General features: G+C 63.0%; 25 protein-coding genes. 13 read left to right on the top strand and 12 right to left on the bottom strand.

The genetic code is table 11. The features are described 5' to 3' along the window. Positions 1-98 precede the first annotated feature (98 nt). Both QZ650_RS09805 and QZ650_RS09810 read right to left on the bottom strand, forming a co-directional pair. Positions 99-866 (bottom strand): dienelactone hydrolase family protein, encoded by a 768-nt coding sequence (locus tag QZ650_RS09805; protein WP_292518261.1) that lies wholly within the window; start codon positions 864-866, stop codon positions 99-101. 91 nt (positions 867-957) lie between these two features. Beyond that, on the bottom strand, positions 958-2778 hold the full coding sequence (locus QZ650_RS09810; protein WP_292518260.1) for a C69 family dipeptidase: 1821 nt from the start codon (positions 2776-2778) through the stop codon (positions 958-960). A gap of 112 nt (positions 2779-2890) precedes the next feature. On the opposite strand from QZ650_RS09810, the gene QZ650_RS09815 reads away from it, so the two are divergent. Together QZ650_RS09815 and QZ650_RS09820 are read left to right on the top strand one after the other, a co-directional pair. Further along, positions 2891-3349, top strand: coding sequence for a hypothetical protein (locus tag QZ650_RS09815; RefSeq protein ID WP_292518259.1), 459 nt, complete (start codon positions 2891-2893; stop codon positions 3347-3349). An 839-nt stretch (positions 3350-4188) separates the two neighbouring features. Beyond that, positions 4189-7140 carry a PAS domain S-box protein gene (locus QZ650_RS09820; protein ID WP_292518257.1) on the top strand — a complete coding sequence of 984 codons (2952 nt, stop codon included), beginning with the start codon at positions 4189-4191 and terminating at the stop codon, positions 7138-7140. A 29-nt stretch (positions 7141-7169) separates the two neighbouring features. On the opposite strand, the gene QZ650_RS09825 is transcribed toward QZ650_RS09820, so the two are convergent. Next, a complete protein-coding gene (locus QZ650_RS09825) occupies positions 7170-8720 on the bottom strand; it encodes a potassium/proton antiporter (RefSeq protein ID WP_292518255.1) in 1551 nt (516 codons plus the stop codon). A gap of 176 nt (positions 8721-8896) precedes the next feature. On the opposite strand from QZ650_RS09825, the gene QZ650_RS09830 reads away from it, so the two are divergent. Continuing rightward, positions 8897-9985 carry an AI-2E family transporter gene (locus QZ650_RS09830; protein WP_292518252.1) on the top strand — a complete coding sequence of 363 codons (1089 nt, stop codon included), beginning with the start codon at positions 8897-8899 and terminating at the stop codon, positions 9983-9985. A gap of 84 nt (positions 9986-10069) precedes the next feature. Then, positions 10070-10333: a hypothetical protein gene (locus QZ650_RS09835; RefSeq protein WP_292518250.1), complete on the top strand. Its 264-nt coding sequence runs from the start codon at positions 10070-10072 to the stop codon at positions 10331-10333. Between the two features lie 42 nt (positions 10334-10375). Here the strand turns inward: QZ650_RS09835 and QZ650_RS09840 are convergent, their stop codons facing one another. Further along, entirely contained in the window at positions 10376-10777 is a 402-nt protein-coding gene (locus QZ650_RS09840) for a cupin domain-containing protein (RefSeq protein WP_292518249.1), read from the bottom strand. 345 nt (positions 10778-11122) lie between these two features. Here QZ650_RS09840 and QZ650_RS09845 point away from each other — a divergent pair, with 345 nt between their 5' ends. After that, positions 11123-11716 (top strand): DNA-3-methyladenine glycosylase, encoded by a 594-nt coding sequence (locus QZ650_RS09845; RefSeq protein WP_292518246.1) that lies wholly within the window; start codon positions 11123-11125, stop codon positions 11714-11716. Here the strand turns inward: QZ650_RS09845 and QZ650_RS09850 are convergent. Continuing rightward, positions 11685-12566 carry a 4Fe-4S binding protein gene (locus QZ650_RS09850; RefSeq protein WP_292518244.1) on the bottom strand — a complete coding sequence of 294 codons (882 nt, stop codon included), beginning with the start codon at positions 12564-12566 and terminating at the stop codon, positions 11685-11687. The two genes, QZ650_RS09845 and QZ650_RS09850, sit on opposite strands and share 32 nt — an antisense overlap. A gap of 112 nt (positions 12567-12678) precedes the next feature. Between QZ650_RS09850 and QZ650_RS09855 the strand changes: the two genes are divergently transcribed. Both QZ650_RS09855 and QZ650_RS09860 read left to right on the top strand, forming a co-directional pair. Next, positions 12679-13983, top strand: a complete 1305-nt coding sequence (locus QZ650_RS09855; RefSeq protein ID WP_292518243.1) for a condensation protein — start codon at positions 12679-12681, stop codon at positions 13981-13983. Positions 13984-14041: 58 nt separating this feature from the next. Next, positions 14042-14530 carry an SAM-dependent methyltransferase gene (locus QZ650_RS09860; protein WP_292518242.1) on the top strand — a complete coding sequence of 163 codons (489 nt, stop codon included), beginning with the start codon at positions 14042-14044 and terminating at the stop codon, positions 14528-14530. Positions 14531-14558: 28 nt separating this feature from the next. Here QZ650_RS09860 and QZ650_RS09865 read toward each other — a convergent pair whose 3' ends face one another. From QZ650_RS09865 to QZ650_RS09880, 4 genes are all read right to left on the bottom strand, one after another. Further along, positions 14559-15479, bottom strand: a complete 921-nt coding sequence (locus QZ650_RS09865; RefSeq protein WP_292518241.1) for an alpha/beta hydrolase — start codon at positions 15477-15479, stop codon at positions 14559-14561. Between the two features lie 192 nt (positions 15480-15671). Continuing rightward, a complete protein-coding gene (locus QZ650_RS09870) occupies positions 15672-16853 on the bottom strand; it encodes a radical SAM protein (RefSeq protein ID WP_292518239.1) in 1182 nt (393 codons plus the stop codon). Next, positions 16850-17338, bottom strand: coding sequence for an AsnC family transcriptional regulator (locus tag QZ650_RS09875; protein WP_292518237.1), 489 nt, complete (start codon positions 17336-17338; stop codon positions 16850-16852). The genes QZ650_RS09870 and QZ650_RS09875 overlap by 4 nt, the downstream gene beginning before the upstream one ends. After that, positions 17325-18872, bottom strand: a complete 1548-nt coding sequence (locus tag QZ650_RS09880) for a radical SAM protein (RefSeq protein ID WP_292518235.1) — start codon at positions 18870-18872, stop codon at positions 17325-17327. The genes QZ650_RS09875 and QZ650_RS09880 overlap by 14 nt, the downstream gene beginning before the upstream one ends. 1099 nt (positions 18873-19971) lie before the next feature. Between QZ650_RS09880 and QZ650_RS09885 the strand changes: the two genes are divergently transcribed. Then, positions 19972-20685: a DNA alkylation repair protein gene (locus QZ650_RS09885; protein WP_292518291.1), complete on the top strand. Its 714-nt coding sequence runs from the start codon at positions 19972-19974 to the stop codon at positions 20683-20685. 3 nt (positions 20686-20688) lie between these two features. Here QZ650_RS09885 and QZ650_RS09890 read toward each other — a convergent pair whose 3' ends face one another. Further along, a complete protein-coding gene (locus QZ650_RS09890; RefSeq protein WP_292518233.1) occupies positions 20689-21117 on the bottom strand; it encodes a pyridoxamine 5'-phosphate oxidase family protein in 429 nt (142 codons plus the stop codon). A 278-nt stretch (positions 21118-21395) separates the two neighbouring features. Here QZ650_RS09890 and QZ650_RS09895 point away from each other — a divergent pair, with 278 nt between their 5' ends. The 3 genes from QZ650_RS09895 (at position 21396) to QZ650_RS09905 (ending at position 24877) form a co-directional block, all read left to right on the top strand. Then, complete coding sequence (locus tag QZ650_RS09895; RefSeq protein ID WP_292518230.1) at positions 21396-22823, top strand: hypothetical protein; 1428 nt, start codon at positions 21396-21398, stop codon at positions 22821-22823. Between the two features lie 240 nt (positions 22824-23063). Continuing rightward, positions 23064-24221, top strand: a complete 1158-nt coding sequence (locus QZ650_RS09900; RefSeq protein WP_292518228.1) for a TIGR04083 family peptide-modifying radical SAM enzyme — start codon at positions 23064-23066, stop codon at positions 24219-24221. 20 nt (positions 24222-24241) lie between these two features. Continuing rightward, on the top strand, positions 24242-24877 hold the full coding sequence (locus QZ650_RS09905; RefSeq protein ID WP_292518226.1) for a DUF998 domain-containing protein: 636 nt from the start codon (positions 24242-24244) through the stop codon (positions 24875-24877). Here the strand turns inward: QZ650_RS09905 and QZ650_RS09910 are convergent. Then, positions 24855-25202, bottom strand: a complete 348-nt coding sequence (locus QZ650_RS09910; protein ID WP_292518224.1) for a hypothetical protein — start codon at positions 25200-25202, stop codon at positions 24855-24857. The genes QZ650_RS09905 and QZ650_RS09910 overlap by 23 nt on opposite strands. A gap of 5 nt (positions 25203-25207) precedes the next feature. Between QZ650_RS09910 and QZ650_RS09915 the strand changes: the two genes are divergently transcribed. Further along, positions 25208-25423, top strand: coding sequence for an ATP-binding protein (locus QZ650_RS09915; protein WP_292518222.1), 216 nt, complete (start codon positions 25208-25210; stop codon positions 25421-25423). A gap of 9 nt (positions 25424-25432) precedes the next feature. On the opposite strand, the gene QZ650_RS09920 is transcribed toward QZ650_RS09915, so the two are convergent. After that, positions 25433-25951, bottom strand: a complete 519-nt coding sequence (locus QZ650_RS09920; protein WP_292518289.1) for a DUF1579 family protein — start codon at positions 25949-25951, stop codon at positions 25433-25435. Between the two features lie 54 nt (positions 25952-26005). On the opposite strand from QZ650_RS09920, the gene QZ650_RS09925 reads away from it, so the two are divergent. Further along, a partial coding sequence (locus QZ650_RS09925) for a hypothetical protein (RefSeq protein ID WP_292522499.1) occupies positions 26006-26195 on the top strand: 190 nt, incomplete at its 3' end.

Consider the following 26195-nt stretch of genomic DNA (forward strand, 5'->3'; position numbering starts at 1 on the left):
AAACGCTCCGCGTTTTCTCCAACTCCTCTCAGGCACTTACGTGCCCGCCAGTCGCCAGTCGAAAACGCTCCGCGTTTTCTCCAACTCCTCTCAGGCACTTACGTGCCTGAGAGTCGTTGCTTGAAAAAAACCACCATCTCCTGATAGGCGCTCTCTGCGACGGGCGTCTCCACCAGTTGCCCGTCCTCCCTGATCATGAACCCGTGCGGCTCGCCCTGGTAGACCTTGAGCTCGAAGTACTTCCCGGCCGCATCGAGATCGGTCGCGTACCGGTAGATATCGCCCACCGGGCTTGCCTCATCCGCCGTGCCGTGGATGATCAGCATCGGGTCGGTGATGTTCTCGACGAACTCTGCCGGGGGGGTCCCGTTCGCCTGCCCGCCGGAGTAGGGGAAGCCGTACCAGGCGACGCCCGCACTGAACTCCTCAATCTGCGGCAGGAAGAGCATCGTGTAGCGCCCGCCCGCGCAGAACCCCGTCAGGCCGATGCTGCTCTCATTCACCTCGGGCCGGGTCCCAAGATACGCGACCGTATCGCGGACCAGCCCCTCCATCACGGTGTCCTCCGGCGACTCCTCGAAAGTCTGCCACTCGGGGGCGATGACGACGAACCCCTCCGTCGCCAGGCGGTCGACCATGACCTCGTAGCCGGGCTCGAGCCCGTTGAAGGAGTGGAGCAGCACCAAGGCCGGGGACGGCCCGTCGCCCTCGGGGGTCGTGATGTAGGCCGGATAACTCTGACCGCCGCTCTGGATGTTCACCGTCGTTCCGTTCCGCATCCCGGCAGTGCCCACGTCGCTGGCGCCGGCTGAGCCGACCAGGAGGAGCAGGGATACAACCGCAACAAGCAGGATGACGTTTCTCATGGGTCTCTCTCCATCTGGGGGTGCACCCCCCCATCCTGCTCACGTCATATAACAATGTCGCCCGGTCGGTACACCGGGCAAAAAGAGATGATCAGATGAGTTTCCGGATCTCTGCAAACGTCGCGTTCTTCCAGACCCACACACTGCTGCCGGTATAGTTCAGCCCGCCAGCAGCGCGGAGTTCCTCAAGGTTGTAGACCCGAGGTCCGTACTGGTAGCCAGTCTCGTTCAGCCACCATCCCGGATACCCGGGCTCATCGACCGCCTCCGTTGCCGGATCGGTGATGAGACCGTTTGAATACATCACGATCAGTGTGCCCCCGAGACTGTGCCACTCGTCGATGATCTCGTCGCCCCGCGTGACGGTGAAGTTCGTCAGGAGACGTGCCGCCCCTTCCTCGTCGCCGGCGGCGATGAGGTCGGCCGCCTCTCTATCGGTCTCCTGCACGAGGGCTATCGATTCGGCCTCGAGTTCACCCTGTTTCGCGGCGATGATCTCGATCATCGCGTCGTAACGAAGCATGGCCCAGTTCGTCACGAGGTCGAACGTCCAGTAGGCTGTATCGCTATCGTATTTCAACCGGTCGCCGGACGCGTACGCGGCGGATACGTTCGTCGAGCCCGCGTAGATCGGCGCATAGACCGTCTCGTATGCGACCGCCGGACCAAACCAGAGCACGCCTCCCACCGGGTCGGGGAGGGACGACCGTGCCTGGGCGACGTAACTGTAACTGCAGAAGACCGCCGAGACCGGCCGCGGGTTCGCCCCGGCACGGACCTCCATGTACGACCCGTTCTGGAAGTTCGTGTGGGCGTCGTCGGGCCCCAGGTAGCGGTACGGGTTCCCGAACGGCCCTGCGGCCGCGCCGGCCGAGAGATCGAACCCGGTTCCCTCGTAGTGATCCCGGAAGAGCGAGAACGCTTCGGTGAGGTTGACCTTCTCGTCGGGCTTGATGGTGAACGGGTACGCCTTCGTGTACGAGTCCTCAACGTACGGGCTCAGGTTGAGCGACGGGGCAAGCCGGTCCTGGATGCGCCAGACCCGCATCAGCGAGTAGTAGGGATGCGCATACTCGCCGTAGCTGACGGCCTCGAGCCAGTCGAGGGAGCCGTCCGCAGGCGACCATGCGCCGGCCTCTTCGAGTTTGCCAAAGAGGTCCTCCGAGTATATCTGGTCAGGGTCACCGGGGACGACCTCACGGATCCTGAACTCGTTCGCCGCGACAAAGACCTCGCCGTCGGGGATCCTCTGTGCGACCCAGAGGCCTCCGCCGTCCTCCGGATCAAGGCTCGAGCAGATCTCAATGACCCACGCCTCCTCCGGGTCGGCGAAGACGAGCGTCTCGCCGGTTCCGTAATAGCCGTAGGTGTCGATCAGGCCGCCGACAAGTTCGACCGCCTCCCGTGCCTTCGTGCACCGCTCGAGCGCCACGTTCGAGAGCTCCGAGGAGTAGAAGATCCGCTTTCCTTCGGCTGCGTTGAGTTCCACTTTCGCGTAGTCGGTGCACTCGGCAGAGAGGAGCTGGTGCTCGTTCATCATGCCATATGAGCCGGTGTAGTAGGCGTAGGTGTGCGGCACCTGGTCGATGTACCCGAGAATCAGGCACGAATCACCGCCGCTCGCACCTCCCGCCGCATCTGAACCGCTGTCGGGATCGAAGACGATTGCTCTCTTTTCTCCGGGAGCATGGTCGGCTGCGGGGATGTAAAGAAGGCTTATGTCGTCGACGTTTCTCCAGTCTATCCCGACGCCGTCGTTCGTATGCCCGACGTACATCGACCCGTCTTCGGACGCACCGGGCGTTATCGCAAAGACAGTACACGCCGCTGCATTTGCCGACAGAAGCAGGAATGCAGCAAACAGGCAGAGGCCGCTTCGCAGGAGAACAGTTATACCGACACGCTTTCGCATAAGGAAAAGAGACAAAACGAGTTTAAAAGAATAGCGAATCGGTCGTTGCCGTTTCGGCACGGCAGGACGGAAGGGCAAAGAATATAATGCCCGCAGGACTGTTTGTAAAACAATGGACCCTGACGCGCGTTTGAGCATGATAGAAGACTTCTTTGCCGCGTATGCGGCGAACTTCAACAGAGCCCTCAACGATGTGCCGGAGATCGATGTCAAGGCGACGGCCGGAGCGTTTGCCGACTGCTTCATAGCCGCGGACCCGAACGGCGTCTCCTGCGGGAAGAACGACGAGAAGTTCCGCGCCCGGATTCCCGCGGGTTTTGCATTCTACAGGAATGTCGGGACAAAAACCACGAAGGTCGCGTCGCTTGCGGTCACACCTCTCGACGATTATCATCTGATGGCAAAGGTGCACCGGGTATCGGTTTACCGGAAGAAGGGCGGCAGCGAAGAGCGGATCGATTTCGTTAACATCTACTTTGTCCGGACAATCGGTGAAAAACCCCGGATCTTTGGGTACATCACCGGGGACGAGCAAAAACTGTTGCGGGAGCGGGGATTGATCCCGGGTTGACCCATCCTCATACAAGCCTCGTCGGCCGGGGGACCGGGTAATCCCAAAATTACGGAGATCTAACATTTAGATGCATGGGGCACCATGATCACCGTTGTCAAAATACTCGCGATCCGATAGTTGTGCACCAGGCCTTTAAAGCCAGACCGGCTTGCAGGAGCCAATATTTTTTATGCTCACTTATCCCACCGCAGGTATTCCACCCGGACTTTCCCCTCCAGAACATTCTCCGAGATCGGCAAAGTATGCCGCGCAGGTAAACGACTTTCCTGAAAACTGGAGGTTGAACGTTAAAAACAGGGAATGGACCCTCTCATTAAAGGAATTTTGGGACATACTCCCATATAAAAGTTTAATACCCATTGTCCGAAGAACCATACATTAGAGGTAAGATCGCGGCTGAAGACCACGAAGAGCGCACGATATCATTAGCCTGCAGGGGTATTCGCTGCCAGAAGATGAACACTCACGGCGCCCGGAGTCGGCAGAAGATCGCGTTTGTACAGGATACGATCCTGCCTCGTATGAAATAGCACAAGTGCCGGAAAGGTGTGAACTTCCAGAGATACCCCGCTTGATGACGTACCTTCAAAGAGAGGCTCAGGTCAGCATACCGCCCGGATTAATCACACTATGAGCAAGCCAGGTAAGAGCCCGGGACCCCAACGAGGAGCGGGGATAACACCCGTTGAAGATAGCCCCCTGCCAGGACCCTGGTTCACACAGGAAGCGTTGCTCGACGGCAAAGATGCAGGCATTTCTCTCGACCGGAGCCTCCCTGAAAAGAGCAGGCGCCGGGCTCCCACGAAGATTGAGTCGCACCGATATGGAGTCCAAGCATGAAGATACTGATACTTGAGCATGACCCGAACGATCTGGAACAGATACGCAGACTGCTCGCAGATTCACAGGGGTTTGATCACGAGACCCTATCCGCCCGGGATCTCCCGTCTGCGCTATCCATTCTGCGCGAGGGTGAGATCGATCTCATCCTCCTCGACCTGAACATCACGGAGAGCCAGGGCATCGATGCGGTCAGGACCGTGCGAAGACACACGCCGCGCACTCCCATCGTGGTCCTGTCCGAACTCAACGATGAAGAGACCGGGCTTGCGACACTCAAGGAGGGGGCGCAGGACTATCTTGCAAAGGGCCAGCTGACAAGATTATCGTTCACGCGATCGCTACGTAACGCGCAGGAACGTAACCGGGTCGAACAGGAGCTGATCCGCAAGAACAGGGAACTCAGCAATGCCTACGAAGATCTGACGGAAACGCAGAGGAAGTTGAGGCAGAACCTGAAGGAACTGGAGGAGAGCGAGCATTCGCTGCGGGAGACGACCGGGCACCTGGAGAGCCTGATTGCGTATGCAAACGCCCCGATCATTGTCTGGGATGCAGACCTCAGGATCACCCGGTTCAACAACGCCTTCGAGCGGCTGACCGGGCTGACCGCGCTTGAGGTCATCGGCCGGTCCCCGGCAATACTCTTCCCCGAGGCCCGGCGGGAAGAGTTGATGGGTCTCATCCGAAAGGCGACGGCCGGAGAGCAGTGGGAGACCGTTGAGATCCCCATCCTCACGACGGACGGCAGGATCAGGATCGTCCTGTGGAACTCCGCCGCCGTGTACGAAGACGACCGAAAGACGGTCTCCTCGGTCATCGCCCAGGGACAGGACATCACCGCCCGTAAACAGGCCGAAGAGGCGTTACGGAGGGCCCACGACGATCTGGAGATACGTGTTCTGGAACGCACACTCAAACTCCGCGAGGCAAACGAGGCCCTGCAGGCCGAGATCACCGAGCGCACCCGGGCCGAAGAAGCAGTGCGCACAGAGCAAAAACGCCTCTATGATGTCCTGGAGACGCTGCCCGCATACGTGATACTCCTGTCACCGGACTATCGTGTGCCCTTTGCGAACCGCTTCTTCCGGGAGCGGTTCGGCGAGTCCGGCGGCCGGCGCTGTTACGAGTATCTCTTCGGATATACTGAGCCCTGCGAGAACTGCGAATCTTATCTTGTCATGAAGACGGGAACGCCCCATCGCTGGGAATGGATCGGGCCGGATGGCCATAACTACGATATCTTCGACTTTCCCTTCACCGACGCGGACGGGTCGTCCTGCATCCTGGAGGTGGGCATCGATGTCACCAAGCGCAAGCGGGCCGAGGAGGCGTTGCAGAGATTAAACGAGACGCTTGAAGCGCGCGTGATCGAACGCACGGATGAGCTCACGAAGGCCAACGCCATCCTTAACACCATCACCGAGAACACGCCGGCACCCATCTACGTCACCGACCGCCAGAGCCGTTTTGTGATGTGCAACCCCGCTGTGCTCCGGACGCTCGGCAGACCTGTCTTTGAAGTGCTCGGCAGATCGGCAATCGAACTCCTTGGCCCTGAGGTCGGCGGGCCCATCATGACCAACGACCAGCGCGTGGTAGAGACCGGGACTACCGGGACCTTCGAAGAGATAGTCGGGGACAGGATCTTTTACGCCATAAAGACACCCATGCGGGATTCCCGGGGAAGCGTCACCGGAGTCATCACCGTCGGAACGGAGATCACCGAGCGGAAGAAGGCGGAAGCGCAGAAGCAGGAACTCCTGGAACAGCTGCAGCAATTCGCCGAAGAGATGGAGGTCCAGAATAAAGAACTGCAGTCCACCACCAAGCAACTCCAGCAGAAAAGAGACGAACTGGCCCGCCTTAACCGGGTGCTACAGGATAGCGAGGCGCATTTCCGTTCTCTCATCGAGAATGCCTCGGATATCATCATGCTTCTCGATACAAAGGGGTATATCACCTACGCAAGCCCCTCAATGGAGCGGATCGGGAGTTACAACCCCGATAGCCTCATCGGCCTGAGGATACTCGACCTCACACATCCCGACGACGTTTCAGGGGTGGTGGAAGCAATGAGAACCGCAACGGCCCAGCCCACGGCGAGACCCAACTTCGAGGTCCGGATCCGGGATGCTGCCGGACGGTGGATATCCCTCGACGTTACGGGTGCGAGCCTGCTCCGGGAAGGTGGCGATCGGGGGTTCATCATGAACGCACGCGACGTCACCGATCGCAAACGGGCCGAGGAGGAACGGAGCAGGCTGATCGCCAGTCTTGAGGAGGCGCACCGGGAGGCGAACCTCTATCTCGATATCATGACGCACGACATCAGGAACGCAAACAACGTCGCGAGCATCTATGCCGACCTCATGCTCGACCTGCTGGAGGGGGCTGAGAAGACCTACGCCCAGAAGCTTCACGAGAGCATTGCACGAAGCACCGAGATTCTCATGAACGTGGCGGCGATCCGCCGGATTCGTACCGAGGCCGCGGGTTTCGTACCGGTGAGCCTCAACGCGGTCATAGAAGAGGAGATCCGGAACTTCCGTGGCGCATCAATATGGCAGGAGGTTCCGCCGTTCGAGGTTCAGGCGGACAACCTCCTGCCCACGGTCTTTACGAATCTTATCAGCAATAGCGTCAAATTCGGCGGCCCGGGCGTGGAGATCACCGTCCGGGCGGAGGAGCGGGACGGCGATGTGCTGGTCTCGGTTGAAGACAACGGACCCGGTGTGCCCGACGACGTAAAAGAGAGACTCTTCCAGCGGTTCGAACGGGGGAAAGCCCGGGGGAGGGGCGATGGGCTCGGGCTCTTCATCTGCAGAACGCTGGTTGAGCGCTACGGCGGACGAATCTGGATCGAGGACCGGGTCAGGGGATGCCCGGATAAGGGAGCGGCATTCAGGTTCACGCTCAAGCCGGCGAAACCCGGCCAGGAGGCCTGATGACACCGGGCCCGGCCGCCATGGCAGCATCACCGCTGTGAGGGCAGGTCGCTCCCGGTCGCATCTGCCGGGCAATCCTGCTCGGGGAGAACTACGGGGCAGGGCATATCGCTCCGTTTCTCCGGGCAAACAAGTTTGATGCGGACGGCCTCCGCCAGGTCCTCCGTCGTCAGGAGGAGGAGCGTATCCTCAGCCTCGATGACGGTGCTGCCGCCCGGAACAAAGCGTTCATCCCCTTTCTGCATCAGGATGATGAGGGCGCCTTTCGGCAGCCCGAGGTCGACGACCTGCTTGCCGACTACCGGGGCGTCGGGCGGGATGACAATCTCAAGCAGTTCGCTCGATGTGTCCGGATCGACCTCGAACTCCCGGGAGAGTTTGCGCGTCTCCTCGATCGGGGCGGCGAGACCGAGCCACCGGGCAACAGAGGGGATCGATGTCCCGTGGACGAGAGCCGAGACAAGGACGATGAAGAAGACGATATTAAAGATCGCCTCGGCGTTCGGCACCCCTGCAACAAGGGGGTAGGTCGCGAGGATGATCGGGACGGCACCCCGCAGTCCCACCCAGGAGACCAGGGCCTTCTCGTTCATCGGCATCTTCCAGGGGAGCAGCGTGATCAGGACGGCAACCGGCCGCGCGATCAGGATCAGGAAGAGGGCAGCGAGAAGACCGGGAACAACTGCTGCTACGAGCTCTGAGGGGAAGACGAGGAGGCCGAGCGCAAGGAACATCACGATCTGCATCAGCCAGGCTACCCCGTCGTGGAAACGGATCAGGCTCTTTTTATGAAGGACAATACTGTTCCCCATGACCAGCCCGGCTATGTAGACCGCAATAAACCCGTTTCCTCCGACGGTTGCGGTCAGCCCGTAGGTCAGCAGGACCATCGTGAGGCAGAGGACCGGGTAGAGCCCTTCAGACTCCAGCTTGAGACGGTTGATGAGCCAGACGATGAACCTGCCCATCCCGTAGCCGAAGAGGCCACCAACCGCCATCTGCTGCACGAACATCGGGACGATGGCGAGCAGCGACGTTTCCGGGACAAGGATCACGCCGATGATCCCGGTGGTGAGGAGGACCGCCATGGGGTCGTTGCTTCCGGACTCTAACTCCAGGAACGGCCGGAGGTTTCCCTGGAGGCGCGCTCTCGCCATTCGCAGGACCGAGAAGACTGCCGCCGCATCAGTGGACGAGACGACCGCCCCGAGGAGAAGGCCCACAAGCGGGGGGAACCCAAGGACCAGGACGGCAAACGCGCCGAGCAGGGCCGCCGTCAGGACAACGCCGACGGTTGAGAGAGCAATGCCCGGCCAGAGAACAGGCTGGATCTGCTCCCAACGGGTATCCAGACCGCCGGAGAAGAGGATATATGCAAGTGCAACAACCCCGATGATCTGGGCAACCGCCGGATCATCGAACGGGATGCCGCCCGGCCCTTCCGAACCCGCCAGCATCCCGACGACGAGGAATATGAGGAGCGCAGGGACGCCAAGCCGCTCTGAGAACTTGTTTGCAAGGATGCTAATCAGAAAGAGCAGCGCTATACCGAGAAGTAAGAGCTCGAGGGTGAGTACCATCTGTGGATACGATTCGTGCTTGTGGTGCCTTAAAACTGTCTCTTCGTCATATTCACCGGATGCGGAGAACCAGGGGGATTAAACAGGACCGTGGGGGACTCTGCCGGATATCGCCTCGATGCGTTTCGCGGGATTGATATGGTTGCCGCAAAAACGGTTATCAGGTGAAACCCAGGATGGCAGACGTCCCCGTTCTTCCCCGGTCCACGAGCGCCATACTCCTGCTGACGGCAGCAGTATTCCTCATCATCGGGATTCAGGCGATCGCGTATATCATCACTATCATCGTCGTATCGATGATCCTCGCCATGATCGCGTATCCCGCGACAAAAGCGCTCCGGTCAAGGGGTCTGCCGGAGATCGCCGCCGTCGGTGCGGTCACCGTCATTGCCTGCCTTGCAGTCCTGCTGGTCTGTTATGTCGTCTTCTTCTCGTTCGAAAACCTGATCTCAAGCCTTCCCCTCTACCAGAAGGAGTTGACTGCCAGACTCTCAGAGATCCTCGCGGTCCTTGAGAAGTTCGGGATCAGCACAGGCTCGTTCTCCCCATCTTCGATTAACCTGCAGGGGTTTGCCGGGTTCCTCTCCTCGTCCGCGATAAGTCTTGCGGACCTCCTCCTCTATCTCTTCCTGATAGCGGTAACGACAATCTTTACCCTTATCGAGGCACCGCGGATGCCCGGGCGGATACGGAGAGTGACGGGGGGCCGGGCCGAGAGCGTCGAGGCCTTCTCCCGCATGAGCAGGTTCCTGATCGACTTCGTCATCGTCAGGACCGAGGCAAACCTCGTTCACGGCTTCCTCTTCGGTGCGTTCCTCTGGGTCATGGGGGTGCATGCAGCCGTGCTCTGGGGGGTGCTGACGTTTCTCCTCTCGTACATCCCCTACATCGGCCTGATCGTCGCGGCGCTCCCGGCAATCTTCTTTGCCTGGCTGCAGTTCGGGCTCTGGGGCGCGGTCGCGGTGATTGCAGCCGTCGCGGTCCTGAACGCGCTTGTGGAGAACCCGATCTTTGCGCACTTCGCATCGATGCGCTTCGATATCCCCGCCCTCGTGGTCATCCTCTCGGTCATCTTCTGGGGCTGGATTCTCGGTGTTGCCGGGATGATCTTTGCCGTCCCGCTCACCCTTATCGTCCTGATGATCGCCCAGTCGAGCGACGACTGGGCGTGGGTGAACACGATCCTCGGCGTCGACCACCTCTTCACAGGAGAGCAACGGCCCTCGGCGGCGAGGGAAGGGGCCGGGACGCCGCCGGTGAGGTAAGCGGCCTGGCGCTTACGTTCCGGCACCGGGGCACCGGAAGGTTGATGGTTTCCCCGGGTCCCCTTTCCAGAGGAGGGAGCGGGAATGCTTTCTACACGCAAGATCATCAAGGAGATCTGGGATGCACAGGGCTACGGGAACCTTGCCGTCTGGGCGGATGGGATGACCGCCATCGTCGCCCCGGGCGAGAACCCGAAGAGAGACGGGGAAGCGCCGCTTGCGATCTTCAAGCCCATACCCCTCGTTGCGGGGTTCTCGATGCTGGATTTCGCCATCCATGATACCGGCCTCATCGAGCAGATCGAGACGGCGATCCGGGAAGCGGGCGGTGAGATCGAGCGGGACTGAGCACGAAAATAAGGAATAGTTTTCAGGCACTTTCAGGGAGCGTTACTCCGTCGTCTTTCCGTCGAAATGCTCTTCCTGGGCCATGGCCTCCTCGCGGGTCTTCCGGACGACCTTGTCCTGGTGCTCCGGCGGGGAGTAGATCGTGTAGAGTTTAAGGTCTGCGGTCTTTGAGGTGTTCACCACGTTGTGCTTTGCACCGTTCGGTACGATCACAGCACTGCCGTCCTTGACAGTGTACTTCGTATCGTCGATTATGACAACGCCTTCTCCTGCCTCGAACCGGAAGAACTGGTCGACGTCGTCGTGGACCTCCTCGCCGATCTCCTCACCGGGTTTGAGGCTCATCAGCACGAGCTGGCTGAAGTTGCTCGTATAAAGAACCCTGCGGAAATCGGTATTCTTTACGGTCTCGGTCTCGATATCAGTCATAAAGCCTTTCTTCATTGCATAACCTCCTGATGATCAGGGTTGCTATAGGGTTGATAAGTTTCTATGTAGGGCCACGAGTATTTAATCGTTAGGTCATTTTAACGATTTTGATTGTAGAACAGTCGCACGACGGTTTTCCGCCGCCAATCAGAGCCCCTCCATGCGGTGAAACGCCCATTCTGCCGGCAAAGTTAAGGAATTTCCCGGTGAGAGCAGACATAGGGGACCTTCGTCCGCCGCCAGCTGGCGTGGACAGCCGGGCCTCCAGGACAAGCATACACCCTTGACTCCGAGAATACTGTTCCCGGAATCTTGATGGGCCGGTAGAAGAGACCTTTCAGGATAAGACCGGAGACCGCCATGATCCTCCCACCAGCATTCTACGAACAGGATACCGTGACCGTCGCAAAGGACCTGCTGGGGTGCCTGCTTGTCCACCGGGAGGAGGCAGGAGTGACGATGGGCTGGATCGTCGAGGTCGAGGCCTACCTCCAGGGGGACCCGGCGGCCCACTCATACCGGGGAGAGACACTGAGGAACCGGGCCATGTTCGGGCCGGCGGGTCATGCCTACGTCTACCGGATCTACGGCCTGCATACCTGCGTCAACGTCGTGACCGGCCCGGAAGGGACGGGGGAGGCGGTCCTTGTCCGGGCGCTCGAGCCGGCGGCCGGGATCGAACGGATGCAGGAGAGACGGGGGATGAGTGATCCCGTCTCGCTCTGTAGCGGCCCCGGAAAACTGACGCAGGCGCTCGGCATCACGATGGACCTCGACGGGACCTCCCTCTCTGACGGCCCCCTCCAGGTCTGGTCGCCCGGGAGCCTGCCCGACCGCCGGCCGGAGGGAAGAGACGGGGAGATCGTGCAGACGACCCGGGTCGGGATCACGAAAGCGGCGGACCTTCCCCTCAGGTTTTACCTCAAGGGGAGCCGCTACGTCTCGCGGCGGTGACCCCGCCGGGACCGCGGCGCCGGACCCTGCTCCCTTCCACCACCTCGCCCTGGAGCGTCACGGTCTGCTCGGCCACCGGGATCTCTTTTCCCGCACGCTTGAGGGCCTCGTCCACGACATACCGCACCCCGCTGCAGCAGGGCACCTCCATGTGTATGACCGTGACCGACCGGACCGTGTGCCGCGAGAAGATATCGGCGAGTTTGGTGACGTAGCCGGGGACGTCTGCGTCCAGTTTCGGGCAGAAGATGAGCAGGATCCGGTCCCGCAGGAAGTTCCGGTGGAACTCCGGGTAGGCGAAGGGGACGCAGTCCCCGGAGACAAGGAGGTCCGCGTCGTCGAAGTAGGCGGCCGCGGGGTTTGCGAGCGTCAGCTGGACCGGCCACTGCCGGAGTTCCGACCTCGCCTGCGGCGCAGGCTCCGTCTCCGCGGTCTCTTCGGCGAGGATACTCCGTGCCACGGTGCCCGGACACGCCGCATGTTCCGCCGCGGCCCCGTGCTGGGGGACCGGGATACCGTTCGCGGTCAGGTACTCGACCGCCTGGCGATAGAGGCCCTCCTCCCCGTGGCCGAGGAGGTGCTCCAGGTGCGCCCTGATGACGGCCTCCCCCTGGGGGACGATCCTTGCCATCACGGCCTTCTCATCGTATGGCCCGGCCTCCCGCTCGACGACGCAGATCGCGCCTTCCGGGCACGTCCCGATACAGGCGCCGAGCCCGTCGCAGAAGAGGTCGCTCACGAGTCGTGCCTTCCCGTCGATCACCTGGAGCGCTCCTTCCGGGCAGTCCGGTATACAGAGCCCGCACCCGGTGCACTTCTCCTCGTCGATATCGATGATCTTTCTCTTCATCCCCGCTCTCTCCGTATGATTCAGTCTCTTCGTCACCGATGGTGAAAAGCGTTTGCGGCCGGATATCCCGATACGAAAGCAGTTATCCCGGAGCGGAGAAAACTGTAGAGTAATGTCCTCCTCCCCGATCCACTACCCTGCACCCGCCTTCGACATCTTCAACGTCTACTTCGAGCGCATCTACGACCCGACGATGCACGTCGTCTTCACCTTCGACGGCAAGGTCGACGCCGGGGGCCTGCGGGAGGCGACGGTGAGGGTGGTCGGATCCGACCCCTACATCCGGTCCCGGTACGCGGAGGTCGACGGCCGGCCCGTCTGGGAGGAGATACCGGAGGAGGAGTGGGGGAGAGCCTTCGTCCTCCCCCGGACCGGCGAGGATGAGCCTCTCACGACACCCCCGCCGCCGCTTGACGTCCGCGCCGGGCCGCAGGTCCGGGTCGGTCTCTACCGGCGAGAAGAGGGAGACATCGTCGCCGTCACGTGCCACCACGGCTTCTGCGACGCCTCGGGCGCCCTCGCACTTGCGAGGGATCTCTTCGCGGCATACCGGGGAGTCATGGACGACCCGGGGTTCCGGCCGGTCCCCCGCGATCCGTACGAGCGGAGCACGGACAGAATTCTTGCTCTCCACTCGACAGAGGAGCAGAAACAGGCGCTTGCCGAGGAGGAGCCCTTCGTCGACCGGTGGCGCTTCCCGGTCGAGCGAACCGGGCGGGGGATGCCCAGGATCGCCCGCCGGACGCTTGCCCCCGAGCGGCTCGGGCGCATAAAGGCGTTCGGGAGAGAGCACGGGGCCACGGTGAACGATCTCCTGATCGGTGCATTCTTCCTTGCGCTGGCAAAGATCCGGGACGACCCTGCTGACAGGGAGGAGCCCCGCTCAATCCTCACCTCAGCAGACCTCCGGAGGAGGTATCCCGGCCTCTACGAGAACTCCCCGCTCACGAACCTCTCCATCGCCTACGAGATCACCCTCTCTGCCGGGGAGGGGAGCCGGCTTGAGGATATTATCGGCCAGGTGACGGCGGCGACGGCACGCAAAAAGGCAGGAAGTCTCGGCGTTGCCGCCATCCTCTTCTACGAGGGGATCATGGCGGGCGGGATGCCGGCAGTGCGGGCGTTCTATGACGGGATGATCGAGCGCTACCAGCAATCAGGCCACAAAAACCCGGTCTTCTCGAACCTCGGGATATTCGACCCCGGTGATTATCTCCCGGTTCCCGGAAAGGATGGTGCAGATGTCGGGATTCAGGATATCCAGTATCTCCCCTGCGTCTGCTGGCCCTACGGGTTCCTGATGATCGCCTCCACCTTCCGCGGCCGCCTGACAATCGCGTCGGCCTACGAGGAGGGGCCGTACCTGACGGCGACCGTGGAGCGGTTCCTCGAGTACGTGGACGAATATCTTCCCTGACTCTCCCCCGGGGGAGACCCGGACCCTTTTTCTCCTGCCCGGCCCACCATTGACCGTGATGGACACACGCACGTTCAGCGTCAGACCGGTCGGCACCGTGCATGCCGGCGAGGGATCGTTCCTGATCGAGATCGACGAACCGTTCCGGCCCGCCCTCCGGGGGCTTTCGGGGTTCAGCCATATCCAGGTCCTCTGGTGGGGCGACAGGGCCGATACGGCAGAGTGCCGGAGCGAGACCGTCTGCAGAAAGCCCTACACAAAAGGCCCGGAGACGATCGGGATCTTTGCGACCCGCTCGCCGGTCCGGCCGAACCCGATCGCCCTCTCGGCGGTCCCGGTGCTCGGCGTCGACGCCGCCGCGGGCGTGATCAGGGTCGCCTACATCGACGCCGACGACGGGACGCCGGTCCTCGACATCAAGCCCTACCTCCCGTGCACCGAACGGGTCCGCGACGTGAGGGTGCCGGCATGGTCGGCGCACTGGCCGCAGTGGTATGAGGAGAACGAGGGGTTCGACTGGGCGGCGGAGTTCACGGGCGAGGAGTGAGCGGTGCCGCGAGGAAAAAAGAGAGGTATCAGGCCCCGATGAAGAAGAGCACCGCTTCGGCAAGTCCGTCCGGGTCCTGGTACATCAGGCCGTGCCCGGCCCCTTTGAACTGGACGACCCATGCACCCGGGATCCTCTCGCCGAGGATGAAGGCATTCTTCGGCGGGGTGATGATGTCATCAGTCCCCGTGACCACGAGCGTCTTCTGCGTGATCTCCGAGAGGCGGTCGTAGGTGCCGTTCCAGGTCGCCATCGCCGTGGCCTGCCGTCCGATGCTCTCCGGGCTCGAAGACTCGGTCACCTCCGGGAAGTAGGAGAAGAGGTCCGGATGATCGGCAAACCAGTCCGAGGGGAAGAGGAGCGAAAGCAGCCTTGCTCCCTGTTCGCGTGGGGTGCCCGTGGTATCCGTGAGCCGGGCGAGCACCTCGGGCGTGGGCTGCACGGCCTCGCTGCCGCCGCTGTCCCCGCTCACCAGGATCAGGGAATCGACTCTCTCCGGGTGCCTGAACGCAAGTTCCTGGGCGATATCGGCGCCCATCGACCACCCCAGCACGTGGGCGCGGGAGATGTTGAGCGCGCTCATCAGCCCGGCCGTATCGTCGGCGAAGAGTTCGAGAGAGAACGGGGCGTCCGAGGCCGTCGTCAATCCCATTCCCCGGTTGTCGAAGACGATCACCCTGTGGTCTTCGGCAAGTCTCTCGATAAGCCCGGTGCTCCAGAGATCCATGGTGCCGGCAAAACCCATGATCATGATGATCGCATCACCGGTGCCGACCGTCTTGTAGGCGATATCAATATCCCCGACGTGCACCGTCTGGACCGGGGCGCCGGTGATATTGACCGGCGATGCGGTCTCCGGCGCCGAACCCATGCACCCCGCAGCGAGGACGGCCGCGGCGAGGACGAGCACGGAGGCAGTGAAAGCAGCGAATACGGTTGTCATCATCATCGCATTCCTCTTTCCAGATTCAAAATCCGGGAGGATAAGCATTGTGAAACATGCGTCGCTGTTCACCGCACCGACATAACGATCCTCTTCTCGCATCGGCCGCTGCCGGGGATACCGGCACAGGGTGTCGCGGACGCACCCGGCATCCCGCTCGACAGGATGCAGTAGCGGTGGAGCCGCCACCCCCTTATTTTACTGCTCGACGAAACAGAACGGGTCCTCGGCAGCGTGGTCCCCGCCGGCGGCATACGCCCGCACCCGGCAGCCACCGCCGCAGAGGTCCCGGTAGCCGCACCGCCCGCACTTCCCCGAGAGGTCCCGTGGCTCGGCCCTGAACCGAGAGAGGACGGGGTTCTCCGCGTCCTGCCAGATGAGGGAGAACGGCCGTTCCCGGACGTTGCCGACGAGGAACTCTGGTGACCGGGCGAACTGGCAGGGGTAGACGTCTCCTTTCGGGTCGACGTTTGCCACCCGCTTGCCTGCGCTGCACCCCCCGTTCAGAGACCGGACGAGCGCTTCGGCCTCGCGGACGTCGGGAGACCCGTCCCGCTCCATGGCCCGGAGGAGGTGGACGCAGTCCTGCGGGGCATCGACGGTCAGGAACTCCATGAGACCGGGGTCGGCCTCCAACGCCCTCCGGTAGAGGAGGGTGAGCGCCTCGTCCACCTTCTCCGGCCCCACCTGGAGCCGGTCGTAGGCCTCGCCCCCCCTCCCGCTGGGGACAAGCCAGTAGAGGCAGAACCGGGAGGCACCGAGCGCCGCCGCGAGGTCGATGAGGGGATCGAGTTCCTCCGTGTTCTCCTCTGTCAGGGTGACCCGGAGGCCGGTCCGGATGCCTGCCTCCCGGCACCGGGAAAATCCCTCCACTGCCCGCTCAAACGCGCCCTCCGTCCCCCGAAACCCGTCGTGGGTCTCCGGCCGCGCGCCGTCGAGCGATATCCCGACGTATCCGATCCGTGAGTCCCGGATCATCCGGGCGGCGCTGGAGGTGATCAGGGTGCCGTTCGTGCTGAGCGCGGTCCGGATCCCGCGGTCCGCCGCTGCCCGGGCGATCCGGGGCAGGTCGTCACGGAGGAGGGGTTCCCCGCCGGAAAAGAGAATGAGCGGGACGCCCATCCCGGCAAAATCCTCGATGAGGGCGAGGGCCTCATCGGTCGTGAGCTCCTCGTCCGTCCTCGAGCCCGGCCCGGACCTGCTGTAGCAGTGGGCGCAGGCGAGGTTGCACCGGTCGGTGAGGTTCCAGAAGACAACCGGCCGGTACTCCTGCATGAACGCGAGGTACTTCCCCGGTACTTCTGTAAGCGGCCTGTTCTGGTGGCGGACGACATCGCTGACCGTCCCCCGTCCATGCATGCACTGTGTAATCCTGTTCATTCCAGATCGCCTCCATTCTCGCCGATACGCACGTTCGGCACCCTCTTGTACTCTTCGGTGCTGAAGAGGACGATATACTCCCTGCACCCGACCGCCCGTGCAATCTCCTCGACCGCAGAGCGCACCTCCTCCCGGCTCCTGCCGTGGTGAACGGTGTAGAGGGTGTACTCCCATCTCTCCGGCACCGGCCGGCGCAGGTAGCAGTGGGAGAACCCCGGCAAGGAGGCGAACCGGGAGAGCGCCCCCTCGTCCCACCCGGCGGGCGGGCGCCAGGCGACGAGAGCGTTTGCCGTGATTCCGACGCTCCGCTGGTTGATCCGGGCCCGGATCTTCCGGATCACCCCCTCGCCACGGAGGCGTTGCGCCCGGCGGAGCACCTCCGCCTCCGATATGCCGAGCCTCTTCCCGATCACGCCAAACGGTTCGCTGACCGCGGGAATCCCCTTCTCAAGTTCTTTGAGAAGGCGGACGTCAATCGGGTCCATGAGGCGCCTCCCCCGACAGGCGGAAACGGACATCTATCTTATAGGCCCGGACGGTGGGAAGGTCGAGCGCGTCCTCCTCCGGGATGCCGGTCCGCGAGAGGATGTCCGCGAGCACCGCGGAGAGCCGTTCCTCTGTCGGGGCGGCCAGGGTGAACCAGAGGGCGTAGGGGTGGTCCCGCCGGAAATTATGCGAGACCTCCGGGTAGCCGCTGACGATCCCTGCCACCTCGTGCACCCGGTCCTCCGGGACGCGGAGCGCGACCAGGGTCGCGGCGGCAAGCCCGAACCTTCGGGAGTCAAAGACCGGCGAGACGCTGCGAAGGACGCCCGCCGCCGCGAGTCTCCGCATCCTCGCAAGAAGGTCGTCTTCCGCGATCCCGAGATCGGCCGCGATCCCGGTCCACGGGCGGGGCACCAGGGGGAGGTCGTCCTGGAGGGCATCCAGGATCGCGAGGTCGGTCTGATCGATGCCCCCGGGCTCGTAGGGGCACCACGGGTCCTCGCGCGAGACCTCCCCGCAGGGGTTGTCGGGCCGCATGAGGCCGTCGCACCACCGGGCCGGGACGGTCCCAGCCCCGCGGTAGGCCCGCGCCCGGCACCCCCCGCAGACCCCCTTATAGCCGCAACGGCCGCACTTTCCGGTGAGCCGGTCCGGGTCGCGGAGAGCGTCAAAGAGCTCCGAATGGTTCCAGATCTCGGAGAACGTGGTCGTCCGGAGGTTGCCCGCGCTCACCGGCAGGTAGGGGCAGGGCGTCACCTCCCCGGTCGCGTATATCCGGCAGTAACTGATCCCGGCCATGCAGCCCCGGCTCCATCCGGGGTTCTCGATCCCGGCCTCGTCGGCGATCCGGCGGAACTGGGGTGCGCATGTCGAGCGGATCCGAAGACCGCTCTCCCGGTACCGGAGAAGGATATCCCGGATCAGGTCCTCGTACTCGCGGGGGCTGCCCTGCCCGGGTTCGTGTCCCCTCCCGGTCTCCACCGGGAAGAAGACCTGGTAGTCGCGCACGCCGAGGGATTCGCCCAGTCCAAGCACCGCCTCCACGTCGGCGAGGAAGGGGCGCATGACCGTCATGTTGATCCGGACGGCGAGCCCCGCGTCACGGCAGCGCCCGATCGCGCGAACCGCCCGCTCCCATACACCGGAAACCCCCCGGAACGCGTCGTGGGTTTCCGGATCCGCCGAATCAAGGCTGACCGCCACCGATCGTACCCCCGCCGCGGCGAGCCGCTTTGCCGTCGCTCCATCGAGGAGGAACCCGCTCGTCCCCATCGCCATGACGAGTCCCCGCTCCGTCCCGTACCGGGCGACCTCAAAGATATCCTCCCGCATCAGGGGTTCTCCCCCGGAGAGGACGACGACGGGCTTTCCGGTGCTCGCAATCTGGTCGATGACCGAGAATGCTTCCTCTGTCGAGAGCACCCCGTCTGCTTCGTGCTCACCTGCATCCGCGTAGCAGTGAGCGCACTTCAGCGGACAGCGGAGGGTGACGTTCCACGAGATCAGGGCGGGGCATCCCGGTGTGCCGGTCAAGGATCCATCCCACCTGCTTCTGCGTTCCGGGAGAAGGCCGTCCTGTAAGGCTCCATCGTGGGCTGCATCCCCCTCACCTCCCCTCGCCTTTGACTTTAACGTTGTGATGGTCGCAGGGATCTGCTCACCCCGGCGTCCCGGCCCGATCGAGATGCATATCAGTCCCGATGAGTAACTCCAGGATATGCCGATGACGAGGATACTCGGTTTCAGCGATCTTGCGTGGGGAACACGGGAGCCGGGCCGATCCCGCGGCGGGAGGATCGACCCCGGCTCGTTCCTCCGCCTGGTCGAGGAGACGGATCCCGGGATCGTTGTATTCGCCGGCGACGGCGCCTATGACCGGTGCTCGCGGTCGGGAGGCGACGAGACCGATCTCTTCCTCGTCCTCATCCAGGAGATTGCAGCGGCAGGGCGGCACTGCGTCATCGTCGAGGGGAACAACGACGATACCTTCGGCACCTACGGACGGGTCCGGAAGGCAGCGGAGGCGAACCCCCGCATCCACGAGGTATCGGGGAGGGTGCGGGAGGTCTGCGGCATACGCTTCCTCGGCGTCCCCACCGGAAAAGAGAGGAGGATGGCCCGCTCGGCCGAAGGACCGGTCGATATCGTGGTTGCCCACGCCCCTCTTGCGAACCGGGTCTGGCTCTTTGACCTCCCGGCGGCGTGCATCATCACCGGCCACTACGGGAGGATGGCGGGCGTGATCGCCGGGAAGGCATACATCGCCCTCGACTGCTCCCCGTCCTCATACGCGGTGATCGACTGGGAGGAGGGATGGCGGCGGATCGCATACGCCGCCGGAGCGTGCCGGCTTGAGATGCGCCCGGGGGAGGGGGTCGCCGCGGCCGGCTGCGACGCCGCGGAGGTCCGGCGCCTGACGGAGGGGACGGGACCGCTCCCGTATCGTGAGGAGGTCGAGGCGCTGCGGCGGGCGAAGCGGGAGATTTCGGCGCTCGGCCGGGAAGAGGTCACCCGGCGACTGCTTGCGATGGGGATCAAGAAGACGCACATCGAGCGGTATCTCGGGAAGCGGCAGGCTCTGGGCCGCCGCAGAGAGGAGCGCTTATCATACGGCCCCCCCGTACCCGTGAGCATGGATCCGGTCGTCGAGGCGATACGGTGGGAGTTTGCGGCACACGCTGACCCTGAGATATGCAAGAAAAGCCAGCGGTTCTTCAAGGAGGAGGTCCGGTGCTACGGGATGAAGACGGCGACCGCGGTCGCGATTGCAAAAAAGTACTGGAAGGAGGTGAAATCCCGCGAGAAGAAGGAGATCTTTGTCCTCTGCGAGGAACTCTATTCGTCAGGGATGATGGAGGAGGCGTTCGTCGTCTCCGAGTGGGCTTCACGGCTCGCCGCCCGATACGAGCCCGAAGATATCGCCGTCTTCCGCCACTGGATCGAGACCTACATCACGAACTGGGCCACCTGCGACGGCCTCTGCAACCACGCCGTCGGGGACCTCGTCGTCCGGTTCCCGGAGCAGATCGAGGAACTGAAGCGCTGGACGCAGTCGGAGAACCGCTGGATGCGGCGGGCGGCGGCGGTCTCGCTGGTCGTCCCGGCAAGGCGCGGAGAGTTCCTCGACGAGGCCCTCAAGATCGCCGATCTCCTCCTCACGGATACGGACGACATGGTCCAGAAGGGCTACGGGTGGCTCCTCAAAGAGGCGAGCAGAAAGCACACCGACGAGGTCTTCTCCTACGTCACGGCAAAGAAACAGAAGATACCCCGGACGGCTTTGCGGTATGCCATCGAGCGGATGCCAAAGGACCTGAAAGTGGAGGCAATGAAAAAGGACTGGTGAGGTTTAGAACCTGACCCGGGGCGCTTCGGCCTCCCGCATATTATTCTCCATCGTCCAGAAGTATGCCTCGCCGTGAGCCACGCAAAAGACGGCAAGTTTCGGGTCGTCCGGGCCGGAGATACCGATCTGGAGGAGCCACGGCCGTTCCGCGGCGAGCCGCTTCTTTAAGGCCGGATCATCGACGAACTCAACCGTTCCTGCGACCCGCATCATCCTTCCTGCATCGCCGGGCTCGTAGAAGCAGAGTTCGACCTTCGGATTCTTCGTAAGCTGCTGCCAGACGGCCTTCGGGGTCCCGGTATGGTAGTAGAACCCGGTCTCATCGGCAAACCACATGGCAAACGCCCTGACCCGTGGCTGGTCGCCGTCCATTGTCGCGATGTAGGTCACGGGGTTGGCGTTTGCGAATTTCACGCAGTCGGAAAAGTCCATTCTCCTTCCTCATACACCCATACGGAAGCGGAGCAAAAAAGGGTTCCGGGACCGGCCGGCAGGCCGGCGTCCGGAACTCCCCCCGAGCCCGGTAACTGTTGTGATGCCGAATAAACAACGATGGATACGGTTTCTCCAATATGGGGCAAAACCAAACAGCAAAATCTCAACACGAACACCGAGTGTGTATAAAGGCTTAGAAACATTTTAATGGGCACCGTACCCAGTCTGAATTGGAGTTGTGTATTCTGACGCAGCAAAATCTTCCGATCAAGTTAGTGGTCGGTATCATCGCCCTGATCATCGTTATAGCAGGGATTCTGATTATATTCTCCCCGGGAGGGGAGAATCCTGTTCCGAAAGAGACCACGCAGGACGAGTTGAAGGCTCTTGCAGTGGAGATCGCGGGCCAGATCGACGGCGATGCCTTCGCCGCCCTCAAGCCCGGTGATGAGACCACACCGGAGTTCATCGCCATCCGCGACCAGCTCGCCGCCTTCCGGGACGAAAACCCCGGGATCCTCTACGTCTACACGATGCGCAAGGTCGGGAACGCCACCGAGTACGTCGTGGACGCTGACTACGGCAGCGGCGACGCACCCAGGATAGGCGAGGTCTACTATCCCACGGACGAAGACACCAGGTTCCTCGCCGGGTTCAAGGAGCCCTCGGCTGAGGACGAGTATTACACCGAAGAGTGGGGCAATGTCGTTGCCACCATCATTTCCGGGTATGCCCCCATCAAGGACGCGAGCGGGGCCATCGTCGGGCTCGTCGGTGTCGACATGGGGAGCACGGAGGTGATCGCGGGTGCAGATTCACTGCCGAAGGCGCCCACGGAGGAGGAACTGAAGGCCCTCGCCGTGGAGGTTGCGGGCACAATCGACGGTGGCGCTCTCGCCGCGCTCAAGCCGGGTGACGAGGCCACCCCGGAGTTCACCGCCATCCGCGACCAGCTCGCGGCCTTCCGGGATGAAAACCCCGGAGTGATCTACGTCTACACGATGCGCAAGGTCGGGAATGCCACCGAGTACATCGTCGACGCGGACTACGGGACCGATGACGGAGTCGAGATAGGCTACACCTACCAGCCCACGGAGTATGACACCCTGTTCCTCGCCGGGTTCGAGGAGCCCTCGGCAGAGCCCTATTACATCGGAGAGTGGGGCGACGTCGTCTACATGGCTACCTCCGGGTACGCTCCGGTCAAGGACGCAAGCGGGGCCGTCGTCGGAATGGTGTGTGTCGACGTCGGGGGCGCGATCACCGAGGATATGCTGAAAGACCTCGCAGTTGAGATTGCAGGCAAGATCGACGGCGATGCCCTCGCCGCGCTCAAGCCCGGCGACGAGGCCACACCGGCGTTCACCGCCATCCGCGACCAGCTTGCCGCCTTCCGGGACGCAAACCCCGAGGTCCTCTACGTCTACACGATGCGCAATGTCAACGATACCGTCGAGTACATCGTTGATGCGGACTACAGGCCCGGTGAAGAACCCGCGATAGGCAGCCTCTACCAGCCCACGGACGATGACTCCGCGCTGCTTGCCGGGTTCACCGGACCCTCCGCGGAGAGCGAACTCGCCACCGAGGAGTGGGAGAACACCACCGCCGCCATCATCTCCGGGTATGCTCCCGTGAAGGACTCGACCGGCGCCATCGTCGGGCTCGTGGGCGTCGATATGGGGAGCACGGTTGCCCACTAAAGCCCACCCGTACGAGAACAACCGTTCATGACGCCGACCCACCGGCGCCATCAGCGGACCCGGCGGGGATCTCCGGGATCCCCCCCGGACTCCGGTGCAACGAGAACCTCTCTCCTTCGCGGCCGGGAACCTGCACGGTCCCATTCACCCGATGTGCCGGTCCAGCCTGCCCGTTTGCAGAACCGCGTATCGGGCGGGCGCATGAATAGGTTTTAACGTCTTCAAAGAGAACTCGGTACGATGAAGAGCCCTTTCCACGTCATGATCATCCCCACGCTCGGCTGCCCCTCAAAATGCCACTACTGCTGGAGTTCGGATGAAGGGTCTCCGAGGATGAGCATCGAGACGGTCCAGGCGATAGCCGAATGGCTCAAGGACTACCAGTCCAACCAGGTCACGATCACCTTCCACGGTGGCGAGCCGCTCCTTGCCGGCGCAGAGTTCTACCGGCAGACCCTCCCCATCCTCTCCGGGGAACTTGCCCACCTCACACCGACGTTTGCCCTGCAGAGCAACCTCTGGCTCCTCACCCCGGAACTGGCACAGGTGCTCGCGGAGTACCGTATCCCGATCGGCTCGAGCATCGACGGCCCCGAGGAGATCACCGACACGCAGCGAGGAGAGGGCTACTTCAAGAAGACCATGCGGGGCTACGAGATAGCGCGGGCGAACGGGCTTGAGGTCCGGTTCATATGCACGTTTACCAACCGGTCGGTCAGGGAGAAGGAAGCGATCTTCAACTTCTTCCTCGAGCGGGGGTTCCCGCTCAAACTCCACCCGGCGCTCCCGTCGCTCCGAAGCAAAGACCCAAAGGAGTGGGCGCTCGAACCGGAGGAGTACGGGGAGCTGCTCGTCTACCTCCTCGACAGGTACCTGGAGAACCTGGGCCGGATCGAGGTCATGAACATCAACGACCTCTGCAAATGCATCTTCACCCGGCACGGCACCGTCTGCACATACGTGGACTGCATGGGAACCACCCTTGCAATCGGCCCTGACGGGAGCATATACCCCTGCTACCGCTTCGTCGGCATGCCGGAGTACGTGATGGGGAACGTCCGCGACCGCCCCACGGCCGAAGACCTCGCCCGGTCGGAGGCCTGGAAGCTGATGCACGCGTTCAAGGACTACGTCGACCGCGAGTGCGCCGGGTGCTCTCACATCAAGTACTGCCGGGGAGGGTGCCCCTACAACGCGATCGCCCCGACGGACGGTGAGGTCCGGGGCGTCGACCCCCACTGCGTGGCGTATAAACGGATATTTGATGAGATCACTACCCGGTTGAACGACGAGATGTTCGGGTCGGCGGATATGGAGATGGGCGGGTTCGGCTTCCCGCCCCGGAAGGGGGCGAAACCGGGGATCATGGCGATCCTCAGAACGATGGCGACGAGGTAGGGGTCGGTGCGGGAATTAATATGGGAGAGGGCCCACTCATCAGTATGCGCGGAACCGATCCCGCAGACAGCAACCGGACGGTTGCAGGGGTGCTGCTCTTCCTCCTCCCGGTCCAGTTCCTGACCGCCCTCATGGCCGGCGCGGCCATCGCGCCCGGCTACAGCATCAACACGAACGCGATCAGCGACCTCGGCGTCATCGGCGAGACGGCGTGGCTCTTCAACGCCTCCCTCTTTGCCGCCGGGCTCCTGAACATCGCCGGCGGCTACTTCCTCTACCGCTCCTACGGGAGGGGATGGATCCTCCCCGTCTTCCTCCTCGCCGGCATCGGGGCGATCGGCGCCGCGGTCTTTACGCTCGATATCCCCGGCATCCACGGCCTCTTTGCGCTCGCGGCCTTCGTCTTCTTCAACCTCGAGGCGATCGCCGGCTCCACGCTCGTCCGGGGGCCGCTGAGGGCGATCGCGGTCATCGCCGGCATTCTCGGCCTCGTCTTCCTCGTCGCGCATGCCGCAAGCGACTTCGGCATAACAAACCTCTACGGCCCCATCGGTCACGGCGGGTCGGAGCGGATGATCGTCTACCCGGCTCTCTTCTGGCTCGCGGCGTTCGGGGGCTACCTCATGGCGCCGGCTACGTCCTCCCGGTCGCCCTGAAGAACGTGTAGCAGAAGACCCCATCGGGCTCAGAGGTCCGGTAGAGGTCGGCTATCCCCCGCTCCCACTCCTCCCTGTCCATCATCCCCCGGCCCACCGCGTCCTCCCCGACGCCCTCGACCATGGCGGTGAAGGTCAGCCGCGTGAACCCGCGGGCGAGGTCCGGCCGGGGGCCGTCCGCGTAGACCATCCGCGGCGAGACCCGGACGTCGCGGTAGCCGGCGCCGGTGACGAGGGGATAGAGTTCCCGCCCGATCAGGGCGTTTCCGCCCGCCTCACGCTGGAGGTCGACGAGGCACCCGGTCGCGCCGAAAGTCGCGTACAACCTGCTTGAGAACGCGCTCCGGCGCGGGAGTCCCGGACGACGATAAGGAGCGGATCTTCCGGTGGGGGTATGGGAAGAACACCGGGTTCGGGCTCGCCTTTGCCCGGGATATCCTCTCCTTGACCGGGATCAGTATCCGTGAAACGGGGACGGCGAGCCGGGGGGCCCGGTTTGAGGTCCTGGTCCCTCCCCGGGTGTGGAGGCCGCATCAGGAAGACTGAGGCCGCCCCCTACGGCCGGATGACGTACTCCTCGATGAGCCTCCAGGACCCGTCTTCCGCCATGATCTCGTTCCTCCAGGCGATTGCCTGCGGATCGGCCGCATCCCAGACGAACCGCAGGGGGACGGCCGGGTCCATGGACTCCATGATGAGCCGGTCGCCTTCCAGCCTCCCTCTAAAGATCATGGCAACCCCATTGCTGTCGACGGCCAGGCCCCGGTACTCCCCGGCCCTCGCATCCCACCCCGCGATCCAGTGAGCCTTCCAGGTGACCACCAACTCTCCGGCAATGAACTGGTCCTGCTCGAACCTGCAGGAGCGCCAGAGGCCGTTTATTATCCACTCGCAGTCCGCTCTGCCCCTGGCCTCCATCTCGGGCGACCCGGGGCCCATACCGCCTGCTCTCACCCTGCCCGTCCAGGTCCCGCTCGGGTGGAACCGGGCAAGCGCTTCGGTCTCGGGTCCGGGTCTCCGCACGGTGGGCTCCCACCGGGCAGCCGTTTTTGTCGGTCTCTCGGCCACTCGCATCACCACCCGGGGATGGGAGCACCGGCCAGGATATAAACGATCGCCCGGCGCGCCATGCCGCCGGAGGGAGGGGGCAGGGGCAGGGGCAGCCGCAGAAGAGACCCCGCAGCCGGGAACCGCGACCGCAAAGGACTTGTCGCATCGTATGCCACCCCTGTTACGGTCACCATGAGCCAACCCACCCCCCGATGCGGAGAAGACTCGGTCTGTACGCTTGAAGACCTCGGCTGGACGGAAGAGCACG

The organism is Methanoculleus sp., assembly GCF_020696975.1.
Lineage (GTDB): Archaea > Halobacteriota > Methanomicrobia > Methanomicrobiales > Methanoculleaceae > Methanoculleus.

Excerpts from the sequence above, each read along its gene's own strand:
- QZ650_RS09875 (WP_292518237.1), bottom strand. The coding sequence starts at position 17,338 with ATGGACCCGATTGACGTCCGCCTTCTCAAAGAACTTGAGAAGGGGATT.
- QZ650_RS09870 (WP_292518239.1), bottom strand. The coding sequence starts at position 16,853 with ATGAACAGGATTACACAGTGCATGCATGGACGGGGGACGGTCAGCGAT.
- QZ650_RS09865 (WP_292518241.1), bottom strand. The coding sequence starts at position 15,479 with ATGATGATGACAACCGTATTCGCTGCTTTCACTGCCTCCGTGCTCGTC.
- QZ650_RS09860 (WP_292518242.1), top strand. The coding sequence starts at position 14,042 with ATGGACACACGCACGTTCAGCGTCAGACCGGTCGGCACCGTGCATGCC.
- QZ650_RS09820 (WP_292518257.1), top strand. The coding sequence starts at position 4,189 with ATGAAGATACTGATACTTGAGCATGACCCGAACGATCTGGAACAGATA.
- QZ650_RS09805 (WP_292518261.1), bottom strand. The coding sequence starts at position 866 with ATGAGAAACGTCATCCTGCTTGTTGCGGTTGTATCCCTGCTCCTCCTG.
- QZ650_RS09830 (WP_292518252.1), top strand. The coding sequence starts at position 8,897 with ATGGCAGACGTCCCCGTTCTTCCCCGGTCCACGAGCGCCATACTCCTG.
- QZ650_RS09900 (WP_292518228.1), top strand. The coding sequence starts at position 23,064 with ATGAAGAGCCCTTTCCACGTCATGATCATCCCCACGCTCGGCTGCCCC.
- QZ650_RS09855 (WP_292518243.1), top strand. The coding sequence starts at position 12,679 with ATGTCCTCCTCCCCGATCCACTACCCTGCACCCGCCTTCGACATCTTC.
- QZ650_RS09810 (WP_292518260.1), bottom strand. The coding sequence starts at position 2,778 with ATGCGAAAGCGTGTCGGTATAACTGTTCTCCTGCGAAGCGGCCTCTGC.
- QZ650_RS09840 (WP_292518249.1), bottom strand. The coding sequence starts at position 10,777 with ATGAAGAAAGGCTTTATGACTGATATCGAGACCGAGACCGTAAAGAAT.
- QZ650_RS09850 (WP_292518244.1), bottom strand. The coding sequence starts at position 12,566 with ATGAAGAGAAAGATCATCGATATCGACGAGGAGAAGTGCACCGGGTGC.
- QZ650_RS09835 (WP_292518250.1), top strand. The coding sequence starts at position 10,070 with ATGCTTTCTACACGCAAGATCATCAAGGAGATCTGGGATGCACAGGGC.
- QZ650_RS09815 (WP_292518259.1), top strand. The coding sequence starts at position 2,891 with ATGGACCCTGACGCGCGTTTGAGCATGATAGAAGACTTCTTTGCCGCG.
- QZ650_RS09885 (WP_292518291.1), top strand. The coding sequence starts at position 19,972 with ATGGATCCGGTCGTCGAGGCGATACGGTGGGAGTTTGCGGCACACGCT.
- QZ650_RS09890 (WP_292518233.1), bottom strand. The coding sequence starts at position 21,117 with ATGGACTTTTCCGACTGCGTGAAATTCGCAAACGCCAACCCCGTGACC.
- QZ650_RS09845 (WP_292518246.1), top strand. The coding sequence starts at position 11,123 with ATGATCCTCCCACCAGCATTCTACGAACAGGATACCGTGACCGTCGCA.
- QZ650_RS09825 (WP_292518255.1), bottom strand. The coding sequence starts at position 8,720 with ATGGTACTCACCCTCGAGCTCTTACTTCTCGGTATAGCGCTGCTCTTT.
- QZ650_RS09905 (WP_292518226.1), top strand. The coding sequence starts at position 24,242 with ATGGGAGAGGGCCCACTCATCAGTATGCGCGGAACCGATCCCGCAGAC.
- QZ650_RS09920 (WP_292518289.1), bottom strand. The coding sequence starts at position 25,951 with ATGCGAGTGGCCGAGAGACCGACAAAAACGGCTGCCCGGTGGGAGCCC.